This is a genomic window from Streptomyces sp. NPDC048483 (assembly GCF_040651455.1).
Classification (GTDB): Bacteria; Actinomycetota; Actinomycetes; order Streptomycetales; family Streptomycetaceae; genus Streptomyces.
In genome coordinates this window covers 1-25974 of the sequence record NZ_JBEZJZ010000118.1, presented here as the reverse complement: position 1 = coordinate 25974, position 25974 = coordinate 1, and the positions used below count along the sequence as shown (strand labels likewise).

General features: G+C 70.4%; 25 protein-coding genes and 1 pseudogene. 9 read left to right on the top strand and 17 right to left on the bottom strand.

Translation table 11 applies throughout. The features are described from left to right. Positions 1-72: 72 nt before the first annotated feature. Complete coding sequence (locus AB0D04_RS36325) at positions 73-522, bottom strand: ribonuclease domain-containing protein (RefSeq protein ID WP_362711675.1); 450 nt, start codon at positions 520-522, stop codon at positions 73-75. Between the two features lie 170 nt (positions 523-692). Between AB0D04_RS36325 and AB0D04_RS36320 the strand changes: the two genes are divergently transcribed. Beyond that, positions 693-1346 carry an XRE family transcriptional regulator gene (locus AB0D04_RS36320; RefSeq protein WP_362711674.1) on the top strand — a complete coding sequence of 218 codons (654 nt, stop codon included), beginning with the start codon at positions 693-695 and terminating at the stop codon, positions 1344-1346. Between the two features lie 44 nt (positions 1347-1390). Further along, a complete protein-coding gene (locus AB0D04_RS36315) occupies positions 1391-1546 on the top strand; it encodes a DUF6126 family protein (protein ID WP_362711673.1) in 156 nt (51 codons plus the stop codon). A gap of 401 nt (positions 1547-1947) precedes the next feature. Here AB0D04_RS36315 and AB0D04_RS36310 read toward each other — a convergent pair whose 3' ends face one another. The 5 genes from AB0D04_RS36310 to AB0D04_RS36290 form a co-directional block, all read right to left on the bottom strand. After that, positions 1948-2481, bottom strand: coding sequence for a GNAT family N-acetyltransferase (locus tag AB0D04_RS36310; protein WP_362711672.1), 534 nt, complete (start codon positions 2479-2481; stop codon positions 1948-1950). Between the two features lie 58 nt (positions 2482-2539). Then, entirely contained in the window at positions 2540-3694 is a 1155-nt protein-coding gene (gene alc / locus AB0D04_RS36305) for an allantoicase (protein WP_362711671.1), read from the bottom strand. After that, complete coding sequence (gene allB / locus AB0D04_RS36300) at positions 3691-5034, bottom strand: allantoinase AllB (protein ID WP_362711670.1); 1344 nt, start codon at positions 5032-5034, stop codon at positions 3691-3693. The genes alc and allB overlap by 4 nt, the downstream gene beginning before the upstream one ends. 158 nt (positions 5035-5192) lie before the next feature. Then, on the bottom strand, positions 5193-6758 hold the full coding sequence (locus AB0D04_RS36295) for an NCS1 family nucleobase:cation symporter-1 (protein WP_362711669.1): 1566 nt from the start codon (positions 6756-6758) through the stop codon (positions 5193-5195). A 128-nt stretch (positions 6759-6886) separates the two neighbouring features. After that, positions 6887-7675 (bottom strand): aspartate/glutamate racemase family protein, encoded by a 789-nt coding sequence (locus tag AB0D04_RS36290; RefSeq protein ID WP_362711668.1) that lies wholly within the window; start codon positions 7673-7675, stop codon positions 6887-6889. A gap of 279 nt (positions 7676-7954) precedes the next feature. On the opposite strand from AB0D04_RS36290, the gene AB0D04_RS36285 reads away from it, so the two are divergent. Then, a complete protein-coding gene (locus tag AB0D04_RS36285; protein WP_362711667.1) occupies positions 7955-8758 on the top strand; it encodes an IclR family transcriptional regulator in 804 nt (267 codons plus the stop codon). Positions 8759-8848: 90 nt separating this feature from the next. Here the strand turns inward: AB0D04_RS36285 and AB0D04_RS36280 are convergent, their stop codons facing one another. Both AB0D04_RS36280 and AB0D04_RS36275 read right to left on the bottom strand, forming a co-directional pair. After that, a complete protein-coding gene (locus tag AB0D04_RS36280; RefSeq protein WP_362711677.1) occupies positions 8849-9139 on the bottom strand; it encodes a DUF5955 family protein in 291 nt (96 codons plus the stop codon). Between the two features lie 686 nt (positions 9140-9825). Then, the gene (locus AB0D04_RS36275; protein WP_362711666.1) at positions 9826-11682 is read right to left on the bottom strand and encodes a serine/threonine-protein kinase; all 1857 of its coding nucleotides are present in this window, start codon (positions 11680-11682) and stop codon (positions 9826-9828) included. A gap of 326 nt (positions 11683-12008) precedes the next feature. Here AB0D04_RS36275 and AB0D04_RS36270 point away from each other — a divergent pair, with 326 nt between their 5' ends. The 3 genes from AB0D04_RS36270 (at position 12009) to aceB (ending at position 14871) form a co-directional block, all read left to right on the top strand. After that, positions 12009-12233 carry a hypothetical protein gene (locus AB0D04_RS36270; protein WP_362711665.1) on the top strand — a complete coding sequence of 75 codons (225 nt, stop codon included), beginning with the start codon at positions 12009-12011 and terminating at the stop codon, positions 12231-12233. A gap of 127 nt (positions 12234-12360) precedes the next feature. Beyond that, positions 12361-12939, top strand: a complete 579-nt coding sequence (locus AB0D04_RS36265) for a nucleotidyltransferase family protein (RefSeq protein ID WP_362711664.1) — start codon at positions 12361-12363, stop codon at positions 12937-12939. Positions 12940-13242: 303 nt separating this feature from the next. Further along, positions 13243-14871: a malate synthase A gene (gene aceB / locus AB0D04_RS36260; RefSeq protein WP_362711663.1), complete on the top strand. Its 1629-nt coding sequence runs from the start codon at positions 13243-13245 to the stop codon at positions 14869-14871. Positions 14872-15089: 218 nt separating this feature from the next. On the opposite strand, the gene AB0D04_RS36255 is transcribed toward aceB, so the two are convergent. After that, positions 15090-16283: an FAD-dependent monooxygenase gene (locus AB0D04_RS36255; protein ID WP_362711662.1), complete on the bottom strand. Its 1194-nt coding sequence runs from the start codon at positions 16281-16283 to the stop codon at positions 15090-15092. A 63-nt stretch (positions 16284-16346) separates the two neighbouring features. Here AB0D04_RS36255 and AB0D04_RS36250 point away from each other — a divergent pair, with 63 nt between their 5' ends. Continuing rightward, positions 16347-16925, top strand: coding sequence for a TetR family transcriptional regulator (locus AB0D04_RS36250; RefSeq protein ID WP_362711661.1), 579 nt, complete (start codon positions 16347-16349; stop codon positions 16923-16925). Positions 16926-17093: 168 nt separating this feature from the next. Then, entirely contained in the window at positions 17094-17984 is an 891-nt protein-coding gene (locus AB0D04_RS36245; protein ID WP_362711660.1) for a chitosanase, read from the top strand. A gap of 172 nt (positions 17985-18156) precedes the next feature. Here the strand turns inward: AB0D04_RS36245 and AB0D04_RS36240 are convergent, their stop codons facing one another. From AB0D04_RS36240 to AB0D04_RS36205, 8 genes are all read right to left on the bottom strand, one after another. After that, the gene (locus AB0D04_RS36240) at positions 18157-19575 is read right to left on the bottom strand and encodes a nucleobase:cation symporter-2 family protein (protein ID WP_362711676.1); all 1419 of its coding nucleotides are present in this window, start codon (positions 19573-19575) and stop codon (positions 18157-18159) included. A gap of 376 nt (positions 19576-19951) precedes the next feature. Beyond that, on the bottom strand, positions 19952-21355 hold the full coding sequence (locus AB0D04_RS36235; RefSeq protein WP_362711659.1) for an 8-oxoguanine deaminase: 1404 nt from the start codon (positions 21353-21355) through the stop codon (positions 19952-19954). Between the two features lie 45 nt (positions 21356-21400). Next, the gene (locus AB0D04_RS36230) at positions 21401-22795 is read right to left on the bottom strand and encodes a nucleobase:cation symporter-2 family protein (RefSeq protein WP_362711658.1); all 1395 of its coding nucleotides are present in this window, start codon (positions 22793-22795) and stop codon (positions 21401-21403) included. Positions 22796-23030: 235 nt separating this feature from the next. Continuing rightward, complete coding sequence (pucL, locus tag AB0D04_RS36225) at positions 23031-23954, bottom strand: factor-independent urate hydroxylase (RefSeq protein ID WP_362711657.1); 924 nt, start codon at positions 23952-23954, stop codon at positions 23031-23033. A gap of 7 nt (positions 23955-23961) precedes the next feature. Beyond that, positions 23962-24387, bottom strand: a complete 426-nt coding sequence (gene uraH, locus AB0D04_RS36220) for a hydroxyisourate hydrolase (RefSeq protein ID WP_362711656.1) — start codon at positions 24385-24387, stop codon at positions 23962-23964. Next, complete coding sequence (uraD, locus tag AB0D04_RS36215) at positions 24384-24905, bottom strand: 2-oxo-4-hydroxy-4-carboxy-5-ureidoimidazoline decarboxylase (protein ID WP_362711655.1); 522 nt, start codon at positions 24903-24905, stop codon at positions 24384-24386. The genes uraH and uraD overlap by 4 nt, the downstream gene beginning before the upstream one ends. A gap of 181 nt (positions 24906-25086) precedes the next feature. Continuing rightward, the gene (locus AB0D04_RS36210; protein ID WP_362711654.1) at positions 25087-25467 is read right to left on the bottom strand and encodes a helix-turn-helix domain-containing protein; all 381 of its coding nucleotides are present in this window, start codon (positions 25465-25467) and stop codon (positions 25087-25089) included. Further along, a complete protein-coding gene (locus AB0D04_RS36205; RefSeq protein WP_362711653.1) occupies positions 25464-25733 on the bottom strand; it encodes a hypothetical protein in 270 nt (89 codons plus the stop codon). The genes AB0D04_RS36210 and AB0D04_RS36205 overlap by 4 nt, the downstream gene beginning before the upstream one ends. A gap of 136 nt (positions 25734-25869) precedes the next feature. Between AB0D04_RS36205 and AB0D04_RS36200 the strand changes: the two are divergent. Next, positions 25870-25974, top strand: a pseudogene (locus AB0D04_RS36200) (hydroxypyruvate isomerase); the annotation flags it as partial.

The window sequence follows — 25974 nt, the reverse complement described above, 5'->3', positions numbered from 1 at the left end:
GTGCCTGTGCACCCCGGCCGCCGCGGTTGTGGTCGGAAGCGGTTCCGGTCCTTCGCCGTACCTGCCGTTACGTCAGCAGCTGCGGTCGACGAGGTCGAACGACTTGTAGTGGTCGGCGGTGTAGTAGTCCTCGTCCTTCTTCTCACCGGCCACGATGCGCCGGGCGCCGCGGTCGGGCGAGCCAGGAGTGATGACGGTGTACTCGTGGTAGTAGCCCGTGTTCTGTGCCGGGAGGATGCCCTCGCGGTTGTCGAAGACGGTGCCGTCCTTCGGATACGGGAAGGGTCCGCCCTTCTCGATCAGGTCCAGGGTGTCGTGGGCCTGGGAGGGCAGCTTGGAGTAGCAGATGTCGCCGACGGCGTTCACGTGCACCGGCGTTGCGTGCGCCACCGTGGCGTACGCGGTGGCCTGGTGCGGGGCGGCGACGGCGGGTGTCGCGGCGACCGCGGTGCCGCCGAGGAGAAGGGCCGAGGCGAGGGCGCCGGCGGCGCCGATCCTGGTGATCCGTGGGGGGATTCTCATGCCGTCCAGCATGACGCGCGTAGACGTGACCCTGTCAATCCCAACGGGCCTTAGTTTCCCAGGAGTTCACAGGATCCCCACGACACTTAACCCGCTCGTTTCGCATGGCGCGACTTTGCCTGAGAGGCAAAAATTTTGCCTGTGGGGCGAGGGGTCGTTATACCGGGGACATGACGGACAGACGCAAGGACCCGTCTGCGGCCCCGGCTGCGGACACCGCCCCGGCCGGGCCCTCCGAGGAGCTCGTCACCGTCGCGCCCCGACTGCGTGACCTGCGACGGCGCAGCGGGCTGACCCTCGAGGCCGCGGCCCGGCAGGTCGGGCTCTCGCCCGCCCATCTGTCCCGGCTGGAGACCGGTCGGCGCCAGCCGTCGCTGCCGATGCTGCTGGCCCTGGCCCGCACGTACGGAACCACGGTATCCGACCTCCTCGGGGAGACCGCTCCCGAGCGGGACCCGATCCTGCGGGCCGGCCGCACCGAGCCGTCGGAGGCCGGCGGCTGGACGTACTGGACCGTGGGCGGCGCCGGGCGCGCCATGCAGGCGCTGCGGGTGCATGTGCCGCAGCGGGCGCAGGGCGAGCTGGTGCGGGTGCATCCGGGCGAGGAGTGGCTGTACGTCCTCAAGGGGCGGCTGCGGCTGACGCTCGGCGAGGCGGCGCATGTGCTGGACCCGGGGGACGCGGCGCACTTCGACTCGCTGACACCACACCGGATCGCGGCCGCCTCGCGGGGCGGGACGGAGCTGCTGTTCGTCCACACGCTGCTGCAGAGCGGGGCCGCGGAGCTGTGCCTGGGGGACGCGACTCCGCGCCGCGGTCTGTGACGCGGCAGACACCACCACCGAGCCCCAGGGAAGGACCGTACGCCGTGCCCGAAGAGACATCCGAGACGAGCTCCGCCCGCGAGTACGTCGAGACCAGGCCGCCCCGCGGGGTCTATGTCCGCGTGTTCCTCTATGTCGTCGCCACGCACGTCCTGCTGGCGTTCATGAGCCTGCTGGTGATCATCGCCAAGACGCGCTAGCGGGGCCGCCGAGGGCGCCCGCGGTCCCGGCCGCCGCCCCGTCCGTCCACCGCCTGCCCGTCCGTCCGTCCGTCCGTCCGGGGCAACGTCCATCCCCACGACGGAAAAGTCCGTTGCCTCGGCCCGCCAACCGGGTAAGGCCTGCATGCGCACCCGCTCTCCCCGCTCCCGCCCGCCGCACCGCTGCGGCCACCGCCCCCGGCCGCGCCCCTGACAGACCGGCGGCCGCCGCCCTCACCCCCACCCTGCAGTCCGTCCACGCCCGCCGTGACCGGATCACCATCACCCCGTCCGTGACCGTCGTCGCGCGCCCCGGGACCGACGCGCCCGCGGTGGCCCTCGTCAAGAGGTCCCTCAAGGCCGCCGGCGCCGGAACTGGACGACCGGCCGCCGAGCGCGGATCACATGGGCAGCGAGAGCAGACGCAGCGGTTCCGCGGGGTGCTCCACGCCCTCGCGCAGCGGCGTCCACATGGTCCGCAGCGGCATGATGACGGGCCCTGCGGGCTGTTCGACCTGTACGTCCTCGTGGAGGGGGCGCCACCCGAGCCGCTGGTACAGGGCGACGAGCGGCGGCCGGCAGAAGAGCAGCCCGTACCGCGGCCCCTGCGTGCGGGCGTACTCCACGGCGGCCGTGACGACCAGCCGCGCCAGCCCGTGCCCCCGCAGGTCCGGGGCGACGGCCACCCCGCCGACGCCCATGGCCGGTGACTCTTCCCCGCCGACCGAAACGGGCACCCGCAGCAGACCCGCGTGCGCCACGAGGCGGCCGTCCCGCCGGATGCCGAAGTGCTCCTCCTTGGGCAGCCAGGTCAGGCCGGTTTCCGCGACGCCGAAGGGGTCGGCGCCGTCCCCGAGGATCTCGCTCTGTTCCGTGTGCGTGTACCGCGCAAGCCGTATCACCGTCGGCGCAGCGGAAGGTGGGTTCCCCGTCATCCCCTCATGATGCCCGGTGGCCCTGACGGTGCGGTCAGGGCCACCGGGCCGTACGCCGTCAGCCGCCCAACTCCTTGTGGCGGGCGCCCAGTCGGCGCGCCCCCTCCTCGGTGAGCGAGCCGTGCAGCCGCAGCCGGGCGATGCCGCCGTCCGGGTAGATGTCGATCCGGACATGGGTGGCGGCCGCGGCGTCGTCCAGCAGGAAGCGGTGGACGGTGTCGGGCTGCAGGCGGGTGCGCGGCAGAAGTTCGGTCCACTCACCGTCCTCGCCGTCCCGTCCGGACAGGGCCGCCCAGCCCGCCGAGTTGCCCTTGAGATAGCCGGTGTCGATCTCGACGGCGCGGATCACGGACTGCTCGGTGAGGCGGTAGCGGACCCAGTCGTTGCCCGTGCCGCGGCGGCGCCGGGTCTCCCAGCCGTCGTCCATCTTGCGGGAGCGGCCCGGCTGGATGGTGTTGGTGGGCGAGGAGTAGAAGCGGTCCGAGGCGTCCTCCACCTGGCCGCCGTTCTCCAGCGCGGCGAGGTCGAAGGTGCCCAGCGCGGACAGCCAGTCGGGGGCCGGGACGACCTCGCCGTGGACCCGGAGGCGGGCGACACCGCCGTCGGGGTGCTGGTTGAGGCGCAGATGGGTGAAGCGCTGCGCGGCGCCGATGGCGAAGCCGTTGGCGGCGTGGCCGCCGATGGCGGTGCGCGGGACGAGGGTCGTCCATGTGATGTCGGCGGCAAGGAGGTCGTCGGGCGAGGGCGATCCCGCCACACACGCGCCTTCGACGCTGACGGACTGCGGGTAGTTGCCACGGAAGTGGGCGGTGTCGACGACGATGCCGCGGATCACGCCGGGCGCGCCGAGCCGGATCAGCGCCCAGTCGTGGTCCTCGTCCGTCGGGAAGGGGTGATCGCCGTCGGTGCCGCGCCGCCGGCGGGTCTCCCAGCCGTCCATGATCTTGCCCTTGTGCCCGAAGTCCTCGGGGTCGAAGTGGGCGGCCTCGGGCTTGAGAAGGTTCTCGCGCTCGGCGAAGAACTCGTCATTGGCCGCGATCACCCCCGCGCCGAGCCGCCGGTCGGCGAGGTCGGGCAGGTGGGTGAAGGGGAAGCCGGCCGGGCCCGGGGTGCGGAAGTCGGCGTACGGGTCGCCGCCTGCGTAGGGGCTGGCGTCGCCGGTGTAGCGGGGTATGCCCGGGCCGGGCGGGTGGGGGAGGTCGGCGCTGGTCATACGCTCTGCGGCCTTTCCAGGAGTTCGCCGGTGGGCTCCGTGAGGGTGGCGCCGTCGTTGATCTGCCGACCGCGCAGCCAGGTGGAGCGCACGACGCCGTACAGGGTCTTCCCGGCGTATGCGGTGATCTTGTTGCGGTGCTGGAGCGCCTGCGCGTCGACGGTGAAGGTCTCCTCCGGGGCGAGGACCGCGAAGTCGGCGTCCCGGCCGGGCTCGATGGCGCCCTTCTGGCCGAGGCCGACCAGCGCCGCCGGGGCGGTGGCCATCCAGCGCACGACGTCGTCGAGGGTGTGGCCGCGCTCGCGGGCCGCCGTCCAGATGGCGGGCAGGCCGAGCTGGAGGGAGGAGATACCGCCCCAGGCCGCACCGAAGTCGGCGGTCTTGAGGTCGGCGGTGGAGGGCGAGTGGTCGGAGACGATGCAGTCGATGGTGCCGTCGGCCAGGCCCTGCCAGAGCGCGTCCTGGTTGGACGCCTCGCGGATCGGCGGGCAGCACTTGAACTCCGTTGCGCCGTCCGGGATTTCCTCGGCGGTCAGGGTCAGGAAGTGCGGGCAGGACTCGACGGTGATCTTGACGCCCTCGCCCTTGGCGGCGGCGATCAGCGGCAGCGCGTCGCTGGAGGACAGATGCAGGACGTGCACCCGCGCATCCAGCAGCTTGGCCAGCGCGATCAGCCCGGCGATGGCGTCGTTCTCGGAGACGCGGGGGCGGGAGGCGAGGAAGTCGGCGTACTTGGGGCCGTGCGCCTCGGGGGCGGCGTCCAGGTGGCCCGGGTCCTCGGCGTGCACGATCAGCAGACCGTCGAAGCCGGCGATCTCGCCGAGGGCGGCGGCCAGCTGTTCCTGGTCGAGCTGCGGGAACTCGTCCACCCCGGAGGGCGACAGGAAACACTTGAAGCCGAAGACCCCGGCGTCGTACAGCGGCCGCAGGTCCTTGACGTTGCCGGGGATGGCACCGCCCCAGAAGCCGACGTCGATGTGCGCCTTGCTGCGGGCGACCTCGCGCTTGGTGTCGAGGTGGGCGGCGGTGGTGGTGGGCGGGAGGCTGTTGAGCGGCATGTCCACGAGCGTGGTGATACCGCCGGCCGCGGCCGCGCGGGTGGCCGTCCAGAAGCCCTCCCATTCGGTGCGGCCGGGGTCGTTGACATGGACGTGGGTGTCCACGAGGCCGGGCAGCAGGACATCGTCACCGAAGTCCTCGACCCGCGCCCCGGCCGGGGCCTCGGCGTCGTGCGGCAGCACCGCCGCGATCTTCCCGTCCCTGACGGTGACGGACGCGGCGCGCGTCCCCTCCGGGGTGACGACGCGCGTGGAGCGCAGCACCAGCTCTATTTCGGACACCCAGTCCCCTCCTCGTATCGTGTCTTCATCGTTGCGTGACAGCGCTCGGTACGCACGGCTGACAGCGCCCGTACGGTCCCCAGCCGGTCATTCACCCCGCAACGACATGCGAAATTCAACAGTCTGTTGAATGAGTCTTCACTCAGGACCGCGGCCCGTCAAGACCCCTTCGCCGGCACCGGCGCGACGACCGCACCGGACTCCCCTGGTACCGCCGGCTCCGCCGCATCACCCGCCCTGACCTGCGACGGGATGATCTCGTCCGGAATCGGCCCGACGCCCGCGGCAACCCGCCCATGGCGCGAGACCAGGGCGTAGAGCGCACCGGAGATCCCCATCCCGAAGATCCAGGAGAACGGCGCCACCGCATCGAAGGCCGGTATCAGCGCGAGCGAGGCGGAGACCGCCGCGGCCGGCAGAAAGGCGGTGACGGCCTTGGGGTTGTAGCCGCGTCGGTAGAAATACGCGCCCCGCGCATCGGCCGAGAACAGCGCATCGACATCGATCCGGCCGCGCCGTATCAGGTAGTAGTCGACGAGCAGGATGGCGACCAGCGGCCCCAGGAAGGCACCCAGCGCCCCCAGGAAGTACTGGATCACCAGCGCCGAGGAGTACAGCTTCCAGGGCATGACGAGGACGGCCAGCACCGCCGTGATCATGCCGCCGCGCTTGAAGTCCAGATACTTCGGCGCGAGATTCGCGAAGTCGTACGCGGGCGAGACGAAATTGGCGACGACGTTGATGCCGATGGTCGCGACGATGAAGGCCAGCGCCCCGATGACCGTGACCACCGGATTGTCGATCTTCTGAATCACCTTCACCGGGTCGTAGATCGCCTCGCCGAAGACGGCGATGGTGCCCGCGGTGACCAGCACGGCGACCACCGCGAAGGCGGTGAAGTTCACCGGCAGCCCGATCAGGTTGCCGCGCCGGTAGGAGCGGTGGTCGGGGGTGAAGCGGGCGAAGTCGGCGTAGTTGAGGACCAGGGTCAGGAAGGTGGCCACCGTCAGGCTGACCGCGATGAGGCTCTGCTCGATCTGCGCGGAGCCGCTGAGGCCGGTGAGGCTACGGGTGAGCGAGATGTCGCCGCCGGCCTTGACCACCAGATAGACGGCGAGCGCGAGCACCACGAGCCACACCACCGGCCCGGTCGCGAAGTCCTGGACCTTGCGGATGAACTCCATCCCCCGCGTCAGCAGGACCGCCTGCAGCCCCCACATCACCATGAACGCGACCCAGCCCAGGGTGGACAGGCCCAGCACCGAATTGTGGTCGTAGGCGGCCAGGCCGGGCGCGACCTGCAGGGTCAGCAGGACCACGGCCGTCGAGGCGAGCCAGGTCTGGATGCCGTACCAGGCCACCGCCATGATCGCGCGCAGCAGTGCGGGGATGTTGGCGCCGTACACGCCCCAGCTGGCGCGGGCGAGCACCGGGTAGGGAACGCCGGTGCGATGCCCCGCATGCCCCATCCGGTTCATCAGCCAGTAGACGATCGAGATGCCGACGAGCAGGGCCAGGAACACCTCCCAGGCCGGCAGGCCGAGCACGAACAGGCTGGCGGCGAAGGCGTAGTTGCTGATCGCGTGGGTGTCGGACATCCACAGCGCGAAGATGCTGTAGGTGCCCCATTTGCGCTCGGGGGCGGGCGCGAGGTCCGCGTTGAAGAGCCGCGGATCGGGCGGCGGGAGCTGCTTGTTCTGCGGGGGCATCGGGGGCGTTGCCATGTGTCCTCCCGGGCAGGTGGGTGGAGCTCAGGGACTGTTGGTCGGGGGTCGGATCCAGCGATGCTGTCGGTCTGCGGTCGATTGCCGTTGCCGGTGCCATTGCCGGTGACAGCTGTACAGGTCAGTTGTCAGATGCCTGATGTCTGTGCGGAAAATTCGGTGTTACGGGGGGAGCCCTGAGCGCGCCCCAGGGACAAATGGGCACTCAACGGCCAGGACCCGATGGCTTTCGGGCGCGGCGGCGCAAAGCTGCGTCCCGTACTGGTCGCCAGCCCGAGCCCGACGACCGCCTCCGCGAACTTCACCGCGGCGGCGACGCCGTCCACGACCGGCACCCCGAGCGCCGCCGCAACCCGTTCCTGGAGCCCGGCCATCCCTCCGCACCCCAGGCAGATCACCTCGGCACCGGCCCGTACGACCTCACGGGCGGTCTCGATGATCACCTCGACGGTGCGCTCAGGGTCCTCCTCCAGCTCCAGGACACCGAGGCCGGTGCCGCGGACGGCGGCGCACCGCTGCAGCAGCCCGGCGGTCAGCAGACGGTCCTGGATCTGCGGCACGGAGCGGTCGAGGGTGGTGACGATGCCGTAGGCGTGGCCGAGCATCATCGCCATCTGGGCGGCACTCTCGGTGATGTCCAGTACGGGGACATCCAGCAGCTCCTGTGCGCCCTCCCGGCCCGGTTCGCCGAAGCCGGCCATGACCAGGGCGTCGAAGGCCGTATCGAGGGTGGCGAGCCGGTCCAGGACGGCCGCGGCGCTGAGGTAGCCCTCGAAGTGGCCCTCGATCGACTCCGGGCCCCAGAGAGGCTCGGTGGCGATGATCTGCGTCCCCGGGGCGGCGACGGCGGTGGCGGTGGCGCGAATCGAGGCGGTCATGGAAGCCGTGGTGTTCGGGTTCATGACGAGAATGCGCATGACGCTCCAGCAATTTGGAGGATTCCACAGAATGGACAGTAGGTTTCGCGCAGCAGAACGTAGCTACGGCCACTGGCGCCGTCAAGGGATCACGTCTAGGCGTCGGACCCTTCTCAGGCCTTGGGACGATCGCCTCGCTGACCGGCGGGAACGAGTGTGCGAGAGACGGTGTGCCAACGTAAGGGGACCGGTAGGCTGCCCCGGTCGGGCCCGGCGCCCGAAAGCCCTTGGGCACGAACTTGCCGAGACCGATCTGACCCGCCCCGAAAGGAACGCGACGTGCCGCCGTCCAGCGCCAGCACCTCCGCCGCCGAAGCCAAGCCCGCAGGCGCCAGCGGCGGCGTCCAGTCCCTTGAGCGCGCCTTCGACCTGCTCGAGCGGATGGCCGACGCCGGTGGCGAGGTCGGCCTCAGCGAACTCTCCGGCAGCAGCGGACTCCCGCTCCCCACCATCCACCGCCTGATGCGCACGCTCGTGGCCTGCGGCTACGTCCGCCAGCAGCCCAACCGCCGGTACGCCCTCGGCCCCCGCCTGATCCGGCTGGGCGAGAGCGCGTCGCGACTGCTGGGCACCTGGGCCCGGCCGTATCTGGCCCGCCTGGTGGAGGAGACCGGCGAGACCGCCAACATGGCGCTGCTCGACGGCGACGAAATCGTGTACGTCGCGCAGGTCCCCTCCCGGCACGCGGTACGCATGTTCACCGAGGTCGGCCGCCGCGTACTGCCCCACTCCACCGGGGTCGGCAAGGCGCTGCTGGCCAACCACCCGCCGGAGGAGGTCCGCGCGCTGCTCGGCCGTACGGGCATGCCCGCCGCGACCGAGAAGACGATCACCGACCCGGACAGCTTCCTCGAATCGCTCGCCGATGTCCGGCGGCTCGGCTACGCGGTGGACGACAACGAGCAGGAGATCGGCGTCCGCTGCTTCGCGGTGCCGGTGCCGAACTCCCCCACGTCCGCGGCGATCTCCATCTCGGGCCCGACGGGCCGGGTGACGGAGGCGTCGACGGACAAGATCGTGCCGGTACTGCAGGAGGTCGCGGCGCAGCTGTCGGTGGCGTTGGCCAGCCAGTCGCAGGCGTAAGGACGGCCGACCGCGGGCCGGCGTTGTTTTCGGCCGGGACCGGGGCGCGCCCGCTCCGGCCCGCGCCGGGCGGCACCTCCGTGCACCCGTTCACCGGCCGCGGGGCAGCTCGCTGAAGCTGTCGATTCCCTCGCGCACCTCGGTCAGCGCGGGCGACAGCGCGCTGACCGAACCGACCGCCCCCGCGATCAGCAGTAACGAGCGGCGCAGCCGGGGCACTTCGGGCATGCCGTGGCTCACCATCGCCTCCAGTGCGGCCAGTTCGTCGTCGGCGGCCGCCCGGTCGGGTAGCTCCCCCGGCAGCACGGCCAGTTGACGCCGCAGCCGGGCCACCGCGCAGCGCAGCGCCTGGACCCGCGTATCGCCCTCTCCCCCGGTCACCTGCCCGGCCACCCGCCTGCGCCTCTGCCCCTGCGTCTCCACCTGCACCTGCGTCTGTGCCTGTTCCACAACGACGGCGGCCTCCATGGCTGTTGACCGTTTCACAATGCGGGCCAGTTAACGCCACCCTGTGGTGATCGCGCCATACGGAGAGCGAAAAAATCCGATCATTGGGGGCCGCCCTTGGGCTCTTTGCCTCATTGGGGCCGCCTCCGGGGTCGTTCCCCTCGTTGGGGCCCACTCCTGGGGTTTTCCCCGCCGCCCACGCACCTGCTTTTGTTTTTCCCCGCCGCCCACCCCCCTTCGGGGGGTGGGCGGGTCAGGCGGGCGGGCGGGCCAGCAGCCGCGGTTTCGCCCGCGGGCCACGGACCGGGGACCGGGGACGACGAACCGCGGACGACAGGCCGCGGGCCACGGACGACGTACCGCGGCCAAGGCCGACGGACCGCAGCCGGCGGCCATCAGCGAATACGCCGCAAGCGGCCGACCCCGGACGCCCCCGCCCCTCAGTCACCCGAAGGCCCGCCACCGTACGAGCGCACGCAGGCCTACACCCCAACCAGCCCCCCGCAGCGGCCCCAGAAGCCCGTTCAGCGGCCCGTTCGACGGTCGAGGCACCAATTCACACACCCCACCCCGGCGAGGCGCTCAGGCGCGCCCAGAGCCACCGGCCCCGGGCCGCCCGCTCACTGCTCCTCGGGCTCCACCGCATTGCGCCACACCCGCACCGAAACGGTCAGGTAGCTGCTCACGTCCGACTCGGGCGCCATGCCCTTGTAGGTGATCAGCGCGACCGTGCCGTAGCTGGTGGTCAGGCACATCTGCGCGCCCTTGGTCAGCTTCTTGACGCTGATGCTCGTGGTGAACCGGGTCTCCGTACGGCAGGTGTCCAGCGTGCCCTCCTCGCCGGAGTTGAGCAGCACCAGCTTGCCGCTGTCGCTGGTGTCGACCGTGCTGTCCGTGTATTCCCCGTGCGTGAAGGAGAAGTCGCTGTCCGAATCGCTGTCTTCGCTCTTGGGCGCGACCGGATCGTCGTCCATGGACAGGTGGTACCTGTCGGTCAGATCGATCTTCGCGTAGTCGATGGGCTTCGGGTTCTTCACCACGGAATCGGAGTCGTCGCCCTCCGCACCGGGGCTCGGCGTCGTACCGTCCGACGGGCTCCCGGTCTCGCCGCCCTCGCCGCTCGCCGGCTTCTTCTGCTTCTTGCCGCCCTTGCCGTCGGCCTGGTCGTGCGTCGCCTTGCCGTCGCCCTTCATGACGTAGTAGACGGCGGTGCCGCCCGCCCCCGCGAAGACCAGCATGCAGGCCAGCGCCAGGGCCGTGACCAGCCCCTTGCGCTTCTTCTTCGGGGGCTGTGCGGGCTGTGCGGCCGGCACGGTGGCGGTCGGGCCGGTGGCAGTCGGGCCGGTGCCGGCCGGGCTGCCGGAGACCTGGGTGAGGGGCGCGGTGGCATTGGCGGTCGGCGCGTACGCCTCGTGGGAACCGGGCGGCGGCGTCTGCGGCTGCTGCGGCGCGGGCACCGTCGGCTGGGCGGGCGGGTGCGGCGGGGCCTGCAGGGCGACCGTCGGCGGCACGGCCGGCTGGGTGGTGGGTGCCTCCACCGGGGGCGGCGGGGTCTGTACGGGCGCGGGAGCCGCCGTACGCGTGGTGATGTCGGCCGCGACCGCGGTGGGCAGCCAGTCCTCGGGGCGGCGCAGCTGCGTCTGGCCGGAGGCCGCGCCGCACAGGGCGATCACCTCGGCGACGGACGGGCGCTGCGCGGCGTCCTTGGCGAGGCAGCTGGTGACCAACTCGCGCAGCTCGTCGGGGAGTCCGGTCAGGTCCGGCTCCTCATGGACGATGCGGTAGAGGACACCGTGCGAGGTGCCCTCACCGAACGCGGGGGTCCCGATGGCCGCGTACGCCGCCACCTGGCCGAGCGCGAAGATGTCGGTGGCGGGGGTGATGGTGCTGCCGGCGGCCTGTTCGGGCGCCATGAAGGTGGGGGTGCCGACGGTGACGCCGCTGCTGGTCAGGGACGTGGCGTCGGCGGCGCGGGCGATACCGAAGTCGATGACCCGGGGGCCGTCGGCGGCGAGCAGGACGTTGGACGGCTTCAGGTCCCGGTGGACGATGCCCGCGCCATGGATGACCTGGAGCGCTTCGGCGATCCCGGCGACCATCAGCAGCACGGTGGAGACCGGCAGTTTGCCGTGCTCGGCGACGGCCGCGGAGAGCGAGGGGCCGGGCACGTACGCGGTCGCGAGCCAGGGGCTGGTGCCCTCGGGGTCGCTGTCGATGACCGGGGCGGTGAACAGCCCCTGGACGCGCTGCGCGGACTGCACCTCCTGCTTGAAGCGGCGGCGGAATTCGGCGTCCTCGCTGAACTCGGGCCGGATCACCTTGATGGCCACCGGCCGACCACCGGGCGTGTAGGAGAGATAGACCTTGCCCATACCGCCGGCGCCGAGCTTCGCCGTGAGCCGGTAGCCCGCAACCGCCCGCGGATCGTCACCCTCCAGCGGCTGGAAGATCCCGGACGAGCCCACACTGTTCACCACTAGGTCCCCCGACTCAGAAAAATGGGTCTGCCGTATCGGGACGGCAGCCACGATGCCCGCAACGGGGCAGCACTTTATCCGGACGGCCGCGCCCCTGTGACATCCGTACCGTCCCGGTGGGCGCCATGTCCGAAGCGCCGGATTCGCGCATGGTCCCGGCCCGTTGGCCGCGCAGTGCCCAGATCCGCCCCGACCATGCCTCAGACGTGCGTTCGCAACGGCACCCGTTGGCATGGGCGTAGGGAATCCGATGCGTATGGCGCGGCATGATGGAGCACTCTCACGTTCAGGGAAATTTCCGGCATATCACTGGATCGGAGACTGTCTTGGAGCCCAACACCGGCCCCGAATCCGGCCCGAACCCGCACCCCGTCAGCGTCGTACAGCTGATCTGCCGGGCATACGGCCTCACCGACGCGTCCGAGATCACCGTCGAGCACATACACCGCTACGTCACCGAACACCGGCTCGCGGACCAGCGCACGCACCAACTCCGGGACCGGCTACGGCCGAACATCCCGCGCCAGCGGGCGTCCGGCGACGCGGCGTGAGGGCGGACGCCGGACAACAGGCACCGCACGGCGGGCCGCCATGAGGTAAGCACTCCCCATGGCTTCAACCTCACAAGCAACAGCAGCATCCGGGACGCCGCAGCAGCCATCGCCGCCACCGGGAAGGGTGGCGGGACTACTGCTCGCCGCAGGTGGCGGACGGCGGCTGGGCGGGCGCCCCAAGGCACTGCTCGACCACCGGGGGCGCCCCCTGGTCGAGCATGCCGCGCGGGTGCTGCGGGACGGCGGCTGCGAACCGGTGCACATCGTGCTGGGCGCGGCCGCCGACGCCGTACGCGAGCGGGCCGATCTCGCTTCCTACGGCGCATCGGAGAACCCCGACTGGGCCCAGGGGATGGGCTCTTCACTACGGGTCGGCCTCACGGCGCTGGCCGGTTCCGGGGCGGACGCGGTCGTGGTGTCCCTGGTGGACCAGCCGGGCATCGGCGCCACGGCGGTGGCGCGGGTGGTGGCCGCGTACGAGGGGCGCGCCTCGCTGGCGTCCGCCGCGTACGGGGGCCGGCGCGGCCATCCCGTCCTGTTCGGCGCCGACCGCTGGGCGGACATCGCATCGAGCGCGGAGGGCGACCAGGGGGCGCGCGACTATCTCCGGCAGCACGCCGATGTGATCAAGCTCATCGAATGCTCGGATGTGGCCGAGCCGTACGACATCGACACCCCGGAGGATCTGCGGCGGCTGGAGTGACCGGGCGGCGGCACTACAGGGCGTGACCTGCGGCGCAGCCCGGGGCGCCAGAAGATCACGGGGAGTCATGGAGAGTGAAGGGCATGGCACTGAGAGCCATTTGATCTCCACTTCTGTCGACCCAGAGAATCTCGACATCAACAAACCATTGAAGTTCCGCAATAAGGAAACTACTCTCCACTGGTCAGAAGCGCCCTGAACCCAGACGGCGCCCGCGACCGCACCCCGGAGCCCGCGGCACCCCGTGCCGCACGGGCGGCCCCGGCGGCCGCCAGGCACCGCCGCTGAATGGAGTGACAGCTCATGTCCGCACCAGCGCCGTCCCCGCTGGCCATCGTCGAAGTCGACCCCGCACACACCCCTGCACGGCAGGGCGAGGTCCTCACCGACGCCGCACTCGCCTTCGTCGCCGAGCTCCACCGGCGATTCACCCCCCGCCGCGACGAACTCCTGGCCCGCCGCGCCGAGCGCCGCGCCGAGATCGCCCGCACCAGCACCCTGGACTTCCTCCCCGAGACTGCCCCCATCCGGGCGGACGACAGCTGGAAGGTCGCCGAGGCGCCCGCTGCGCTCAACGACCGCCGGGTGGAGATCACCGGTCCCACCGACCGCAAGATGACCATCAACGCGCTCAACTCCGGTGCCAAGGTCTGGCTCGCCGACTTCGAGGACGCCTCCGCTCCCACCTGGGAGAACGTCGTCGGCGGCCAGCTCAACCTCATCGACGCCTACGAGCGCCGGATCGACTTCACGGACCCGAAGTCGGGCAAGTCCTACGCCCTCAAGCCCGCCGAGGAGCTCGCGACCGTCGTGATGCGCCCGCGCGGCTGGCACCTGGAGGAGCGCCACCTGCGCTTCGAGGGCACCCCCGTCCCCGGTGCCCTGGTGGACTTCGGCCTGTACTTCTTCCACAACGCGCAGCGCCTGCTGGACCTCGGCAAGGGCCCGTACTTCTACCTCCCGAAGACCGAGTCGCACCTCGAGGCCCGCCTCTGGAACGACATCTTCGTCTTCGCCCAGGAGTACGTCGGCATCCCCCAGGGCACCGTCCGCGCCACCGTGCTCATCGAGACGATCACCGCCGCGTACGAGATGGAGGAGATCCTCTACGAGCTGCGGGACCACGCCTCGGGCCTGAACGCCGGCCGCTGGGACTACCTCTTCTCCATCGTCAAGAACTTCCGTGACGGCGGCGCCAAGTTCGTCCTCCCGGACCGCAACGCGGTGACGATGACCGCCCCGTTCATGCGGGCGTACACCGAACTCCTCGTCCGCACCTGCCACAAGCGCGGCGCGCACGCGATCGGCGGCATGGCGGCGTTCATCCCCAACCGCCGCGACCCCGAGGCCAACGAGAAGGCCCTGACCAAGGTCAAGAACGACAAGGACCGCGAGGCCGGCGACGGCTTCGACGGCTCCTGGGTCGCCCACCCCGATCTGGTCAAGGTGGCCCGCGCCTCCTTCGACGCGGTCCTCGGCGACAAGCCCCACCAGAAGGACCGCCTGCGCGAGGACGTCTCCGTCGCCGCCGCCGACCTCATCGCCATCGACTCCCTGGACGCCAAGCCCACCTACCAGGGCCTGATCGACGCCGTCCAGGTCGGCACCCGCTACATCGAGGCCTGGCTGCGCGGCCTGGGCGCCGTCGCCATCTTCGGCCTGATGGAGGACGCGGCCACCGCCGAGATCTCGCGCTCGCAGATCTGGCAGTGGGTCGACGCGGACGTCGTCTTCGAGAACGGCGAGACGGCGACGGCCGACCTGGTGCGCAAGGTCGCCACGGAGCAGCTGGCCGCCATCCGTGCCGAGGTCGGCGAGGACGCCTTCACCTCCGGCAAGTGGCAGCAGGCCCACGACCTGCTGCTCCAGGTCTCCCTGGACGCCGACTTCGCGGACTTCCTCACGCTGCCCGCATACGAACTGCTGGGCTGACCCCGTACCCGAAGGGCCCGTACGCGCCGCCGCACTGCGGCGCGTACGGGCCCTTCGTCATGCGCGGACAGGCGCTGCGGGGGATTGTCAGTGGCGGGTCGTACGGTGTGTGCATGAAGAGTTACGACGCGTTACGTGTGCATCAACTGCCGGCCAAGTCGGGCGGATGGCGTCCCGTGAAGCGGGGCGAAGGCCGGCATTTGGCGGTGGCTTCCGGCTTACGGGGGCGGGCCGCCGATCGTAAGGGCGGCCCGCAGGACCGCATTGCGCGCGCCCGTGCAGCGGCGCACCCGCGCCATACGGTTCATCGCCCGGGCCGTCCGGGCCAGCCGCTGGGTGGCCGGGCGGCGCTTGGCGTCGTAGGCGCGCAGGGCAGACGGGATGTCGGGCGCGGCGCGCAGTGCGGACGCCAACTCCACGGCGTCCAGGAGGGCTTCGCAGGCACCGCGGCCCAGGTCCGGGGTCATGGCATGGGCGGCGTCGCCGAGCAGGACCGTACGGCCGGAGAAGTAGCGGGGCAGCGGCAGGTCGAGGTGGTAGAGGTCGTGGCGCAGCACCTCGCCCTCCTCCAGGCGGTCCAGGATGTCGCGTACGGCGGCGTGCCAGTGGCCGAAGCGGGCGCGCAGCGCGGCGGGTTCGCCGTCGGGCGAGCGGGCGCCGGGTGGTTCGGGGGCGGCCGCGAACCAATTGGTCCGGCCGCCCTCCTGCGGTGTGATGCCGAACCGCCGCCCCTCTCCCCAGGTCTCGGTGTACGTACCGATGTCTCCGGTGACGGTGCCCCGCCAGCCGGTGGCGCCCGCATACACCGCGCGGTACGCCGGGCCGAACAGGGCGGTTCTGGCGCGGCTGTTGAGGCCATCGGCGGCGATGACCAGGTCGTATGCGGCCTCGAGGGCGGGCAGCCGGCCCCCGTCGACGGGCGCGCCGAAGCGCACCGCGCCGGGGCCGGCGGCGTCGTGCAGCAGGCCGAGGAGGGCTGGGCGGGAGAGCAGATGGACGGCGTCGCCGGTGCGGCGCGCCAGGCCGGCGACGTCGAGGACGGCGATCCGGCGGCCGTCGGGGCGCAGGAAGGCACCGCCGGTCTGTGGTCGCCCGAGGTTCCGTACGGCGGTGCCGATGCCGAGCGCGTCCAGTGCGGCCAGGGCAGAGGGCCACAGGCCGAGGGCGGTACCGGCGGGCGGGGCGGCGTCGGCGCGCTCGAGGACGTCGACCTGCCACCCGTCGGAGCGCAGGGCGATGGCGGTGGCGAGTCCGCCGATACCGCCGCCGATGACGACCGCGGAGGGGCGGACGGCCGACGAGGACCGCCCGGCCGGTGCGGGCTTCGGCGCGTCCTCGGGCGAGGAATGCGGCGGTTGCCCCGGGCAGGTCCCAGACCCCGAGGAGGACGGTGTGACCACGGGAGGCTTCATGCCCGCACGGTACTATGTTTGTAGTAGCCGGGCACTATGAACGTAGTAAAAGGAGCGGATGACGTGGCACGACGGCGGGAGCAAGTACTGGACGCGGCGATCGAGGTACTGGGGGCCGAGGGGCTGCGGCGGCTGACCTATCAGGCCGTGGACACCGCCGCGGGCGTCCCCACCGGCACCACGTCCAACTACTTCCGCAATCGCACCGCCCTGATCGACGGCATCGTCGACCATCTCCAGGCCCTGGAGCGGCGCGAGTGGGAGTCCTTCGCGGCCGGCACCGACCCCGCCGACCCCGGCGAGCTGGCCGATGCGCTGGCCGCGTTCGCCCGGCACGCCACCGGACCGGCGCGGGCCCGTACGACCGCCCGCCTCGCGCTCTTCCTGGAGTCCACCGCCCGACCGGAGTTGCGCGCCCCCCTCGCACGGAGCCGGCAGACCGTCCTCACCTGGGGCGCGGACTCGGTACGCCGCTTCGGCTCCGCCCACCCCGAGCGGCACGGCCGGATTCTGCTCGACCACCTCGACGGCATCATTCTGCACCAACTCACCTTTCCAGAAGGGGACTTCGATCCGGCGCCGGACCTCCGGGACCTGCTGCGCGGGCTACTGGGCGGGCCGGCCGAAGGGCCCGTGCACTGAACCGGGTGCCGGTCTCGACAGACCCCAACCACTCCCCCGCGGCCACGCGTTGGCCCCGCATGACGGGTTCACGTCACTCGCCAAGTCTGGTAGGAAAGCTTCCTAACGATTGGGGACCCCCGCGGCCCCCCACGACCCCCCACGGCCCACTCCGGACTGGAGGACTCCATGCGCACCCGATCGATAGCCGGCAGGCCACCGGGCAGCGGACTGCCCAAGGCCGCCGCCCGCGTCGCCCTCGGCCTCGCCCTGCTCGCCGTACCGGCCGCCGCCGTCGCCACCACGGCGGCCCCGGCCGGACACCACGCCCCGGCCGCGGCCCATGACGCACCCGCCGCCGCCCGGGCCGCGTCCGGTCTCGACGACCCGGCGAAGAAAGAGATCGCCATGCAGCTGGTCTCCAGCGCGGAGAACTCCTCGCTGGACTGGAAGGCCCAGTACCAGTACATCGAGGACATCGGCGATGGCCGCGGCTACACCGGCGGCATCATCGGCTTCTGCTCCGGTACGCACGACATGCTGGAGCTCGTCGAGCTGTATACGCAGCGCAAGCCGGACAACGTCCTGGCCACGTACCTCCCCGCGCTGCGCAAGGTGGACGGCAGCGACTCGCACGAGGGGCTGGACCCCGGCTACCCGAAGGACTGGAAGAAGGCAGCCCAGGACCCCGCATTCCAGAAGGCGCAGAACGATGAGCGCGACCGGGTGTACTTCAACCCCGCGGTCAAGCAGGGCAAGGCCGACGGGATCGGTGTGCTCGGCCAGTTCACGTACTACGACGCGATCGTGATGCACGGCGACGGCGACGACCGGACCAGCTTCTCCAGCATCCGCAAGCGCGCGCTGGCCAAGGCGAAGCCGCCGGCCCAGGGCGGCGACGAGACGGCGTATCTGAACGCCTTCCTCGACGCGCGGGTCTGGGCGATGGAGCAGGAGGAAGCGCACAGCGACACCAGCCGGGTGGACACCGCGCAGCGGGTGTTCCTCGAGAAGGGGAATCTCGATCTGCATACGCCGCTGGACTGGAAGGTGTACGGGGAGAGCTTCCACATCGACTGACCTGGTTCCGGCCGAACCGGCCTACCGGCTGCCCGAACGAACTGCCGCCGGGAAAGGCCGCGCGCGGCAACACCCGCACACCTCAACGGCCCGTACAGGAACGGCAGGTGCCGCTCCCCTACGGGCCGTTGTCGACGTCAGGGATATGCAGGGGTAATCCGCTGCCCATGGGTCAGTGCGCGGGGGCCGACGCCGGGTCGCCCGAGTCCGTGGCCCGGCGGTTGGGCTGCTGCGGGATGCTCACCTCGCCGGGAGCTCCGTCGTCGGCCTCCATGACAGCGGCCTTCGTGCCGTCGGACTCCGTGGCATCCGCCTCCTCCCCCGTGTCGGCGCCCTTGCCGAAGTGGTTGAAGGCGAGGTTGAGGACGATGGCGACAAGACACCCGGTGCTGATGCCGGAGTCCAGGACGACCAGCAGGTCCTTGGGCATGTGGTGGTAGAACGTCGGCGCCGCGATCGGGATCAGGCCGACGCCGACGGCGGCCGCGACGATCAGGGAGTTCTCGCCCTTCTCCATGGCGGCGGAGGCCAGCGTCTGGATGCCGCTGGCGGCCACCGAGCCGAAGAGCACGATGCCGGCGCCGCCCAGGACCGGCAGCGGGACCAGCGAGATGACCGAGGCGGCCACCGGCGACAGGCCCAGCACGATCAGGATCAGACCGCTGGTCGCCACCACGAACCGGCTGCGCACCTTGGTCATCGCGACCAGGCCGATGTTCTGGGCGAAGGCGCTGTTGGCGAAACCGTTGAACAGCGGGCTGATGGCGGTGCCGAGGGTGTCGGCGCGCAGCCCGCCCTCGATGGTGCGCTCGTCCGCCGGGCGGCCGACGATCTTGCCGAGGGCGAGCATGTCGGCCGTCGACTCCGTCATGCACACCAGCATCACGATGCACATCGAGACGATCGCGGCGATGTCGAACTGCGGGGCCCCGAAGTGGAAGGGCGTGGGGAAGCCGATGATGTCCGACTTGGTGATGGCGGCGAAGTCGGTGATGCCGACGGGTATCGCGATCAGGGTGCCGGCGACCAGGCCGAGGAGGATCGAGATCTGCTGGAGGAAGCCGCGCAGCACCTTGCGCAGCACCAGCACGATCAGGAACGTCAGCGCGGCCATCCCGATGTTCGTCAGGGAACCGTAGTCGGGTGCCCGGTCGTTGCCTCCCTGGGACCAGTTGAAGGCCACCGGGAGGAGCGAGACGCCGATCAGGGTGATGACGGTGCCGGTGACGACCGGGGGGAAGAAGCGTACGAGCTTGGAGAAGTAGGGGGCGAGGACGAAGCCGAGCAGACCGGCGACGATGACCGCGCCGAAGATGATCGGCAGCGCGTTCCCGGGACTCTGGGCCTTGCCGATGGCGACCATCGGCGTGACACCGGCAAAGGAGACGCCGTTGACGAAGGGGAGTTTGGCGCCGACCTTCCAGAACCCGAGGGTCTGGAGGAGCGTCGCGATACCGGCGGTGAAGAGGCTGGCGCCCATGAGGAACGCGGTCTCGGTGGGGCTCAGCCCGCAGGCGGGTCCCACAATCATCGGCGGGGCCACCACACCCGCGTACATGGCGGCCACATGCTGCAGGCCGCTGGTGAACATCTTGACGGGCGGGAGGGTCTGATCGACCGGATGCTTCCGGTCCTCCTCCGACTTCTGCCCGGTAATTGCGGCCACTGCGGGCCTCCTTCGTTTTACTGCGTCACCGGCGGCCGGCGAGGCGAGGCTGTCACGGAGGGCTTGCCATGTGGTGCGGTGGTGCGAGAAGTCGCGCTGGTGAGCGTGTCGGGGTGGGGCCGCGCTTGTGGCGCAGGGACGGATGCGGGCCGGTCGACCGGCCCGGGGGGTACCCGGGCCCAGGGGTACGAGGAGATTTCCGTACCCCCGGGGCCCGGCGCTTGTGGATCCCGCTCGGATCCACAAGCTCAGCCGGGAGCCGTCCCTCCCGGCCGAGTCTGGGGTGGTGCAGCCGAGGGGATCAGCCCTCGGAGGCGATGCGGGCCAGACGCTGCGCCTCGGCCCGCGCGGTGCGGGCGATGGCGTCCTCGTCGACGTTGGTGAGGTGGTTGTCCTCGACGACCGGCTTGCCGTTGACCAGCGACAGCGTGACCGGGGCGGCCGCGCCGAAGACCAGGGCGGTGACCGGGTCGGCGATCGAGGAGTGGCCGAGGCCGTCCAGCTTCCACAGGACCAGGTCGGCGAGCTTGCCGACCTCCAGGGAGCCGATCTCGCTCGTCCGGCCGAGGACCTGGGCGCCGCCGTAGGTGCCCAGGCGCAGCGACTTACGGGCGTTGAGGGCGGCCTCCTTGTGGGCGCCGAGGCGGTTGATGAGGAGCGCGTTGCGCAGCTCGGTGTGGAGTTCGCCGGACTCGTTGGAGGCGGTGCCGTCGACGCCGAGGCCGACCGGGACGCCGGCCGCGAGCATGTCGGGGACGCGGGCGATACCGGCGGCGAGGCGGGCGTTGGACGAGGGACAGTGCGCCACACCGGTCTTCGTACGGGCGAAGGCGGCGATGTCGGAGTCGTTCATGTGGACGCAGTGCGCCATCCACACATCGTCACCGAGCCAGCCGGTCGACTCGAAGTAGTCGGTCGGGCCCATGCCGAACAGCTCGTGGCAGAACTTCTCCTCCTCCACGGTCTCCGAGCCGTGGGTGTGCATCCGTACGCCCTTACGGCGGGCGAGCTTGGCGCCCTCCTTGAGGAGTTCGGTGGAGATGGAGAACGGCGAACAGGGCGCGGCGGCGATGTGCACCATCGAGCCGAAGGAGGAGTCGTGGTGCTTGTCGATGGCCTCTTCGGTGCCGAGCAGGGCGCCCTCGGTGGTCTCGACGGCGAAGTCCGGGGGCAGTCCGCCGTCCTTCTCGCTGCGGTCCATGGAGCCGCGGGCCAGGGTGATCCGGGCGCCGATCTCGGCGGCCGCGGCCAGCTCGGCGCTGACGAGGTCGCCGGAGCCCTGGGGGAAGACGTAGTGGTGGTCGGAGGCGGTGGTCACGCCGCCCTTGACCATCATGCCGAGCGAGCCCTGGGTGGCGGCGGCGAGCATCGGGGCGTCGATCCGGGCCCAGGTCGGGTAGAGCGCGACCAGCCAGTTGAAGAGGTTGTGGTCGGTGGCCAGGCCCCGGGTGATCCACTGGTAGAAGTGGTGATGGGTGTTGATCAGGCCGGGGGTGACCAGGTGTCCCGTGCCGTCGATGCGGCGGACGACGTTCTCCAGGCCCTCGGGGGCCTTGCCGGCACCCAGCGACTCGATGATGTTGTCCGCGACGACCACATGACCGGTGGCGTACTCGGTGTCGTTGGCGTCGACGGTCGCGATGGCGCAGTTCTCGATGACGATGCGCTGCTTCACCGCGCTGTCAGGGGCTGCCGATGCTGCCATGGTGCTTCCTACTTTCCGTACTGGCGGTTTGGGCACGGCATGGCCCTACGGGATTTGAGTGCCGGAGCCGGGCGAGGCGGCTGACAGTACCGCCGCCCGTCGGGTGCTCCGGGTGCCGAGATGGTGGAAGAACAGGTTGAGCGCGACCGCGGTCAGGGCGCCGGCGCTGATCCCGGAGCCGAGTACGGTCTGTGCCCAGGCGGGGAAGTCTGCGTAGAAGGTCGGCGCGGCGAGCGGGATGATGCCTGCGCCGAGCGACACCGCCACCAGGATGATGTTGGAGCTGTCGTCGAGTCCGGCCTCGGAGAGCGTACGGATACCGCTGACCGCGATCGAGCCGAACAGGACGATACCCGCACCGCCGAGCACCGGCATCGGCACCAGGGAGACCACGGCGCCCAGGACGGGGAAAGCGCCGAGGACCAGGAGCGCGGCGCCGGCGAGGGCGACGACGTAGCGGCTGCGGACCCGGGTCAGGGACACCACACCGACGTTCTGCGCGAAGGCGCTGGTCGGGAAGCCGCCGAAGACGGGGCCGAAGAGGGTGGCGATGCCGTCGGTGCGCAGTCCGCGGGTGATGGTGACACCGGTGGTCCTGCGGTCGCAGATCTCGCCGAGGGCCAGCATGCCGGCGGACGACTCCGTCATCAGCACCAGCATCACGATGCACAGCGAGAGGATCGCGGCGGGCTGGAATTCGGGGGCGCCGAAGGCGAACGGGGTCGGCAGCGCGGCGATCGGGGCCGAGCGCAGCCCGTCGAAGCTCGCCATCCCGAAGGGGATCGCGGCGACGGTGCCGACGACCAGGCCGATCAGCAGCGCGATCTGCTTGACGAAGCCCTGGGTGAAGCGCTGGATCAGCAGGATCACCACGAGGGTGAAGGCGGCGAGCGCCAGGTACTTCATGTCGCCGAAGTCGGCGGCTTCCTTGTCGCCGCCCTGCGCCCAGCCGACCGGTACGGGCATCAGCGTGACCCCGATGAGGGTGATCACGACGCCGGTGACCAGCGGCGGGAAGAAGCGGAGCAGTTTCCCGAAGAACGGGCCGATCGCGAGGCAGAAGACTCCGGCAACCATCACCGCCCCGTAGATCGCGGGGAGTTGATGGCCCTTGGCGCTGGTCTCGGCGATGGCGAGCATCGGGGTGATACCGGCGGAGCTGGCCGCGTTGACGAACGGCAGGCGGTTGCCGACGAACTTACGGACACCGAGCGTCTGGAGAAGCGTCGCGAGCCCGGCGATGAGCAGGCTGGCGGCGATCAGCCGGGTGCGTCCGGCGGTGTCCAGGCCGACGGCCTGGCCGATGATGAGCGGAGGGGTGACGACACCGGCGTACATGGCAGCGATGTGCTGGAGTGCGGCAGGGACGAGCCGCTTGGCCGCCGGCTTTTCGTCCACCGGGTGGACCGGGTAATGCGCTAGGTGCTGTTGCTGTGCCATCGATTTCCTAGCGAGGGGACCACCGGCATCAGCCAGTGGGGGAATCGCTTCCCTGGCCTGTGGTATTTCCGTTTGTCCCGCAAGGGACCGGTTCGGGCTGGACCGCAACCTCCGGGTTGGAAGCCCCCTGCTGAGCAGGGGAGCGGAGTCACGGGTCGTTCCCCTCGGATCGACGGTTTCTCCCTCCCCCCTGCGGGAGGGGGAAGGGGAGACACGGCGTGGTACCGGACAGCCGTCAGAGGTTCGTCAGATCCATCGGGATCCGGGCTTCGACACCGTCGCGCAGAACAGTGGCTTCGATCAGGCCGTACGGGCGGTCCGCCGCGTAGTAGACCTCGTTGTCGTTCTTCAGCCCGAACGGCTCCAGATCCACCAGGAAGTGGTGCTTGTTCGGCAGCGAGAAGCGGATCTCGTCGACCTCGGAACGGTTGTTGATGATGCGCGAACCCATTTGGTACAGGGTCTGCTGGAGGGAGAGGCTGTAGGTCTCCGCGAAGGCCTGCAGCATGTGCTTCTTGACCTGCTCGTACGAACGCTCCCAGTTGGGCATCCGCTGCGCGTCGTCGGTCCAGTTGAACCGCCAGCGGCTGGATACCTGCGTGGCCAGGATGCGGTCGTACGCCTCCTTCAGCGTCGTGTACTTGTCCTTGATGTATCCCCAGAACTCCGAGTTGGTGGAGTTCATGACGACCAGGTCCTTCAGACCGGAGATGACCTGCCACTGCTCACCGTCGTAGGTGATCTCGGTCACCCGGGTCTCCTGGCCCTGGCGGACGAAGGAGTGCTTGACGTCGTCCGAGCCGATGAACTTCGAGTTGGCGTCGGAGGTGGCGATCCGCTCCCAGGCGTATTCCTCGATACGTATCCGGGCCTGCTTGATCGGCTCCTGGCTGGTGACGAAGTGCCGGGCCAGGTGGATGCCGAACTGCTCGGCCGACTCGATGCCGTATTCCTTGGCGAAGGCGTACACGGTGTTCTTCGTCGTGTCCGTCGGCAGGCAGTTGGCGTTGGAGCCGGAGAGGTGGACCTCTTCCAGGTCGCCGGAGAGCGCGACCGAGACGTTCAGGTCCTTGATGTGGTGCGTGTCGCCGTCGCGGGTGATCTTGACGACGCGGTTTTCCGCTTTGCCGTACTGGTTCTGGCCGAGAATCGTGGGCATGTCGGTGCTAGCTCCCTCGGTATACGGAGTAGCCGAACGGGTTGAGCAGCAGCGGTACGTGGTAATGCTCGCCCGGCTTGACGGCAAAGGTGATTGCCACCTCCGGGAAGAAGGCTCCGCTGTCCCTTACGCGGGGGGCGTCCTGCTGTTCCTCGGCTTGCTGGATTGCCTTGTGGTGGGTGCTGTGCGTGTTTGAAACGAAGTACTCCTCGACCGCGAAGTCGAGGCGTACGTGCGTGGTGCCTTCCGGCAGGGCCGGCAGGTCCTTGCAGCGCCCGTCGGCGTCGGTCTTCCCGGCTCCGTGGGCGCTCCAGGCGCCCTCGCTGCCGGAGCGCACCGAGAGCGTGAGGGCGACCCCCTCCGCGGGGCGGCCCACGCTGGTGTCCAGGATGTGCGTGGACACCGACGTCGCGGCAGCCGTCTCGCTGCTCATGCTGCGTCTCCTTCTGCGAGTGCGGTCAGGCGGGTCAGACGAATGCGGTTGATCTTGCCGAGTTCCACCCGGACGATCTCCCGCTCCTGTTCCGGCGTGTTGTCGATCCGGTTACGGATCGCATCGCGCATCTGCTCCCCGGTGCGGCCGGAGGCGCAGATAAGGAAGACATGCCCGAACTTTTCCTGGTAAGCCAGGTTGAGTTCCAGCATCTCCGCCTTGAGCTCGTCGGAGGCGCCGGCCATCCCGCTCTGCTCACGGGAAGAGGTCGGGTCGCCCGGCTTGGGCCGGCCGATGGGCGGGTGCCCGGCCATCGCCTCGGCCAGGTCCTCCGCGGTCAGCTCGGCCATGGCGGCGTCGCTGGCGGTGAACAGGGCGTCGGTGGTGGCGTAGGGGCGCTGGGCGAGGATCTTGCTCCCCCATGCCCGGCTGGCACACACCTCGTGCAGTGCGGCCGTGGCCGTACTGTCGTCGGCGTCATTGAGCCGGGAAAGACCTGGGGTCGAACTCGACGACACGGGAATCCTCCGTGGCCTGGTGCTGGACAGCTCTGCATTGGCTGGAAACAGCTAAGACCCCCGGCAACATCACGTCAACACTTTGTTGAAAACTCGGCAACACAAAAGCCGCCGTCCGGTGATTTGGGACGACGGCTTCGGTGGCTTTCGGCGGTCGGGCGGGGCTTGCGACCGGTTCGCCTCAGTCGGCGCCCTTCGCGGCATTCTCCCTGTTCAAATAGTTGTACACGGTGAAGCGGCTGACGCCCAGCGCGCCCGCGACCGTCTCCACGCCGTGCCGCACGGAGAAGGCACCGCGCGACTCCAGGATCCGTACGACCGACTGCTTGGTCTTGCGGTCCAGCTCCGCCAGGGGCATGCCGTGGCGGCGCTGGAGCTCGGCGAGGATGTGGTCGAGCGAATCCGACAGGTGCGGGAGCCGCACGGCCACCCGGTCCTGCCCCTCCCAGGCCAGGACGACATCGTCGCCCTGGGCCAGGTCCGGCGCGACCATCTGTCCGCCCATCGCATCCACCAGCGGCTTGACCGCCTGGACGAACGGGTGGTCGGCGGGCTCGGTCACGTCGCATCCTCCTTGTCCGGCGCGGCGTCCGCGATCACATTGACCTGCAGCGACACCCGGGTGGCACCCGCCTCCAGGGATTCGCGCAGGAGGGCATTGACCGCGCCCAGCACCCGGTCGGCGTCGCCCTCGGCCGTATTGCCGAACGGACCGACGTCCACGGCATCCAGCTCGGCGCCGGTGACGATGTCCCTCGCCACCACCGCATGAGCCGGCGCCTCGTCCAGGTCGAACGGCTCCGTCGTGAACTCCACTCTCAATCGCACGCGGTTCAACCTACGCGTGCATCGCCCCGGTCACCAGAAATTGCCCGGACGCCCCCTTGACAGCATCCGAACCCGGCAGGCAGTGTTCCGTTACGCAGAAAACAAGTTCCACAATTCGGAAGGGGCGCCGGCCCTCATGGGTTTCGCGGACACGCGCTTCAACGTCAATCTGTCGATTCTGTTCACCGAGCTTCCGTTGCTGGAGCGGCCGGCGGCCGCGCGGGCGGCGGGCTTCACGGCG

What these genes read in the sequence shown, in the direction of transcription:
- AB0D04_RS36240 (WP_362711676.1), bottom strand. Translation starts at nt 19,575, where the DNA reads ATGTTCACCAGCGGCCTGCAGCATGTGGCCGCCATGTACGCGGGTGTG.
- AB0D04_RS36230 (WP_362711658.1), bottom strand. Translation starts at nt 22,795, where the DNA reads ATGGCACAGCAACAGCACCTAGCGCATTACCCGGTCCACCCGGTGGAC.
- AB0D04_RS36290 (WP_362711668.1), bottom strand. Translation starts at nt 7,675, where the DNA reads ATGCGCATTCTCGTCATGAACCCGAACACCACGGCTTCCATGACCGCC.
- uraH (WP_362711656.1), bottom strand. Translation starts at nt 24,387, where the DNA reads ATGAGCAGCGAGACGGCTGCCGCGACGTCGGTGTCCACGCACATCCTG.
- AB0D04_RS36295 (WP_362711669.1), bottom strand. Translation starts at nt 6,758, where the DNA reads ATGGCAACGCCCCCGATGCCCCCGCAGAACAAGCAGCTCCCGCCGCCC.
- aceB (WP_362711663.1), top strand. Translation starts at nt 13,243, where the DNA reads ATGTCCGCACCAGCGCCGTCCCCGCTGGCCATCGTCGAAGTCGACCCC.
- AB0D04_RS36245 (WP_362711660.1), top strand. Translation starts at nt 17,094, where the DNA reads ATGCGCACCCGATCGATAGCCGGCAGGCCACCGGGCAGCGGACTGCCC.
- AB0D04_RS36310 (WP_362711672.1), bottom strand. Translation starts at nt 2,481, where the DNA reads ATGACGGGGAACCCACCTTCCGCTGCGCCGACGGTGATACGGCTTGCG.
- AB0D04_RS36325 (WP_362711675.1), bottom strand. Translation starts at nt 522, where the DNA reads ATGAGAATCCCCCCACGGATCACCAGGATCGGCGCCGCCGGCGCCCTC.
- AB0D04_RS36320 (WP_362711674.1), top strand. Translation starts at nt 693, where the DNA reads ATGACGGACAGACGCAAGGACCCGTCTGCGGCCCCGGCTGCGGACACC.
- AB0D04_RS36255 (WP_362711662.1), bottom strand. Translation starts at nt 16,283, where the DNA reads ATGAAGCCTCCCGTGGTCACACCGTCCTCCTCGGGGTCTGGGACCTGC.
- alc (WP_362711671.1), bottom strand. Translation starts at nt 3,694, where the DNA reads ATGACCAGCGCCGACCTCCCCCACCCGCCCGGCCCGGGCATACCCCGC.
- AB0D04_RS36235 (WP_362711659.1), bottom strand. Translation starts at nt 21,355, where the DNA reads ATGGCAGCATCGGCAGCCCCTGACAGCGCGGTGAAGCAGCGCATCGTC.
- pucL (WP_362711657.1), bottom strand. Translation starts at nt 23,954, where the DNA reads ATGCCCACGATTCTCGGCCAGAACCAGTACGGCAAAGCGGAAAACCGC.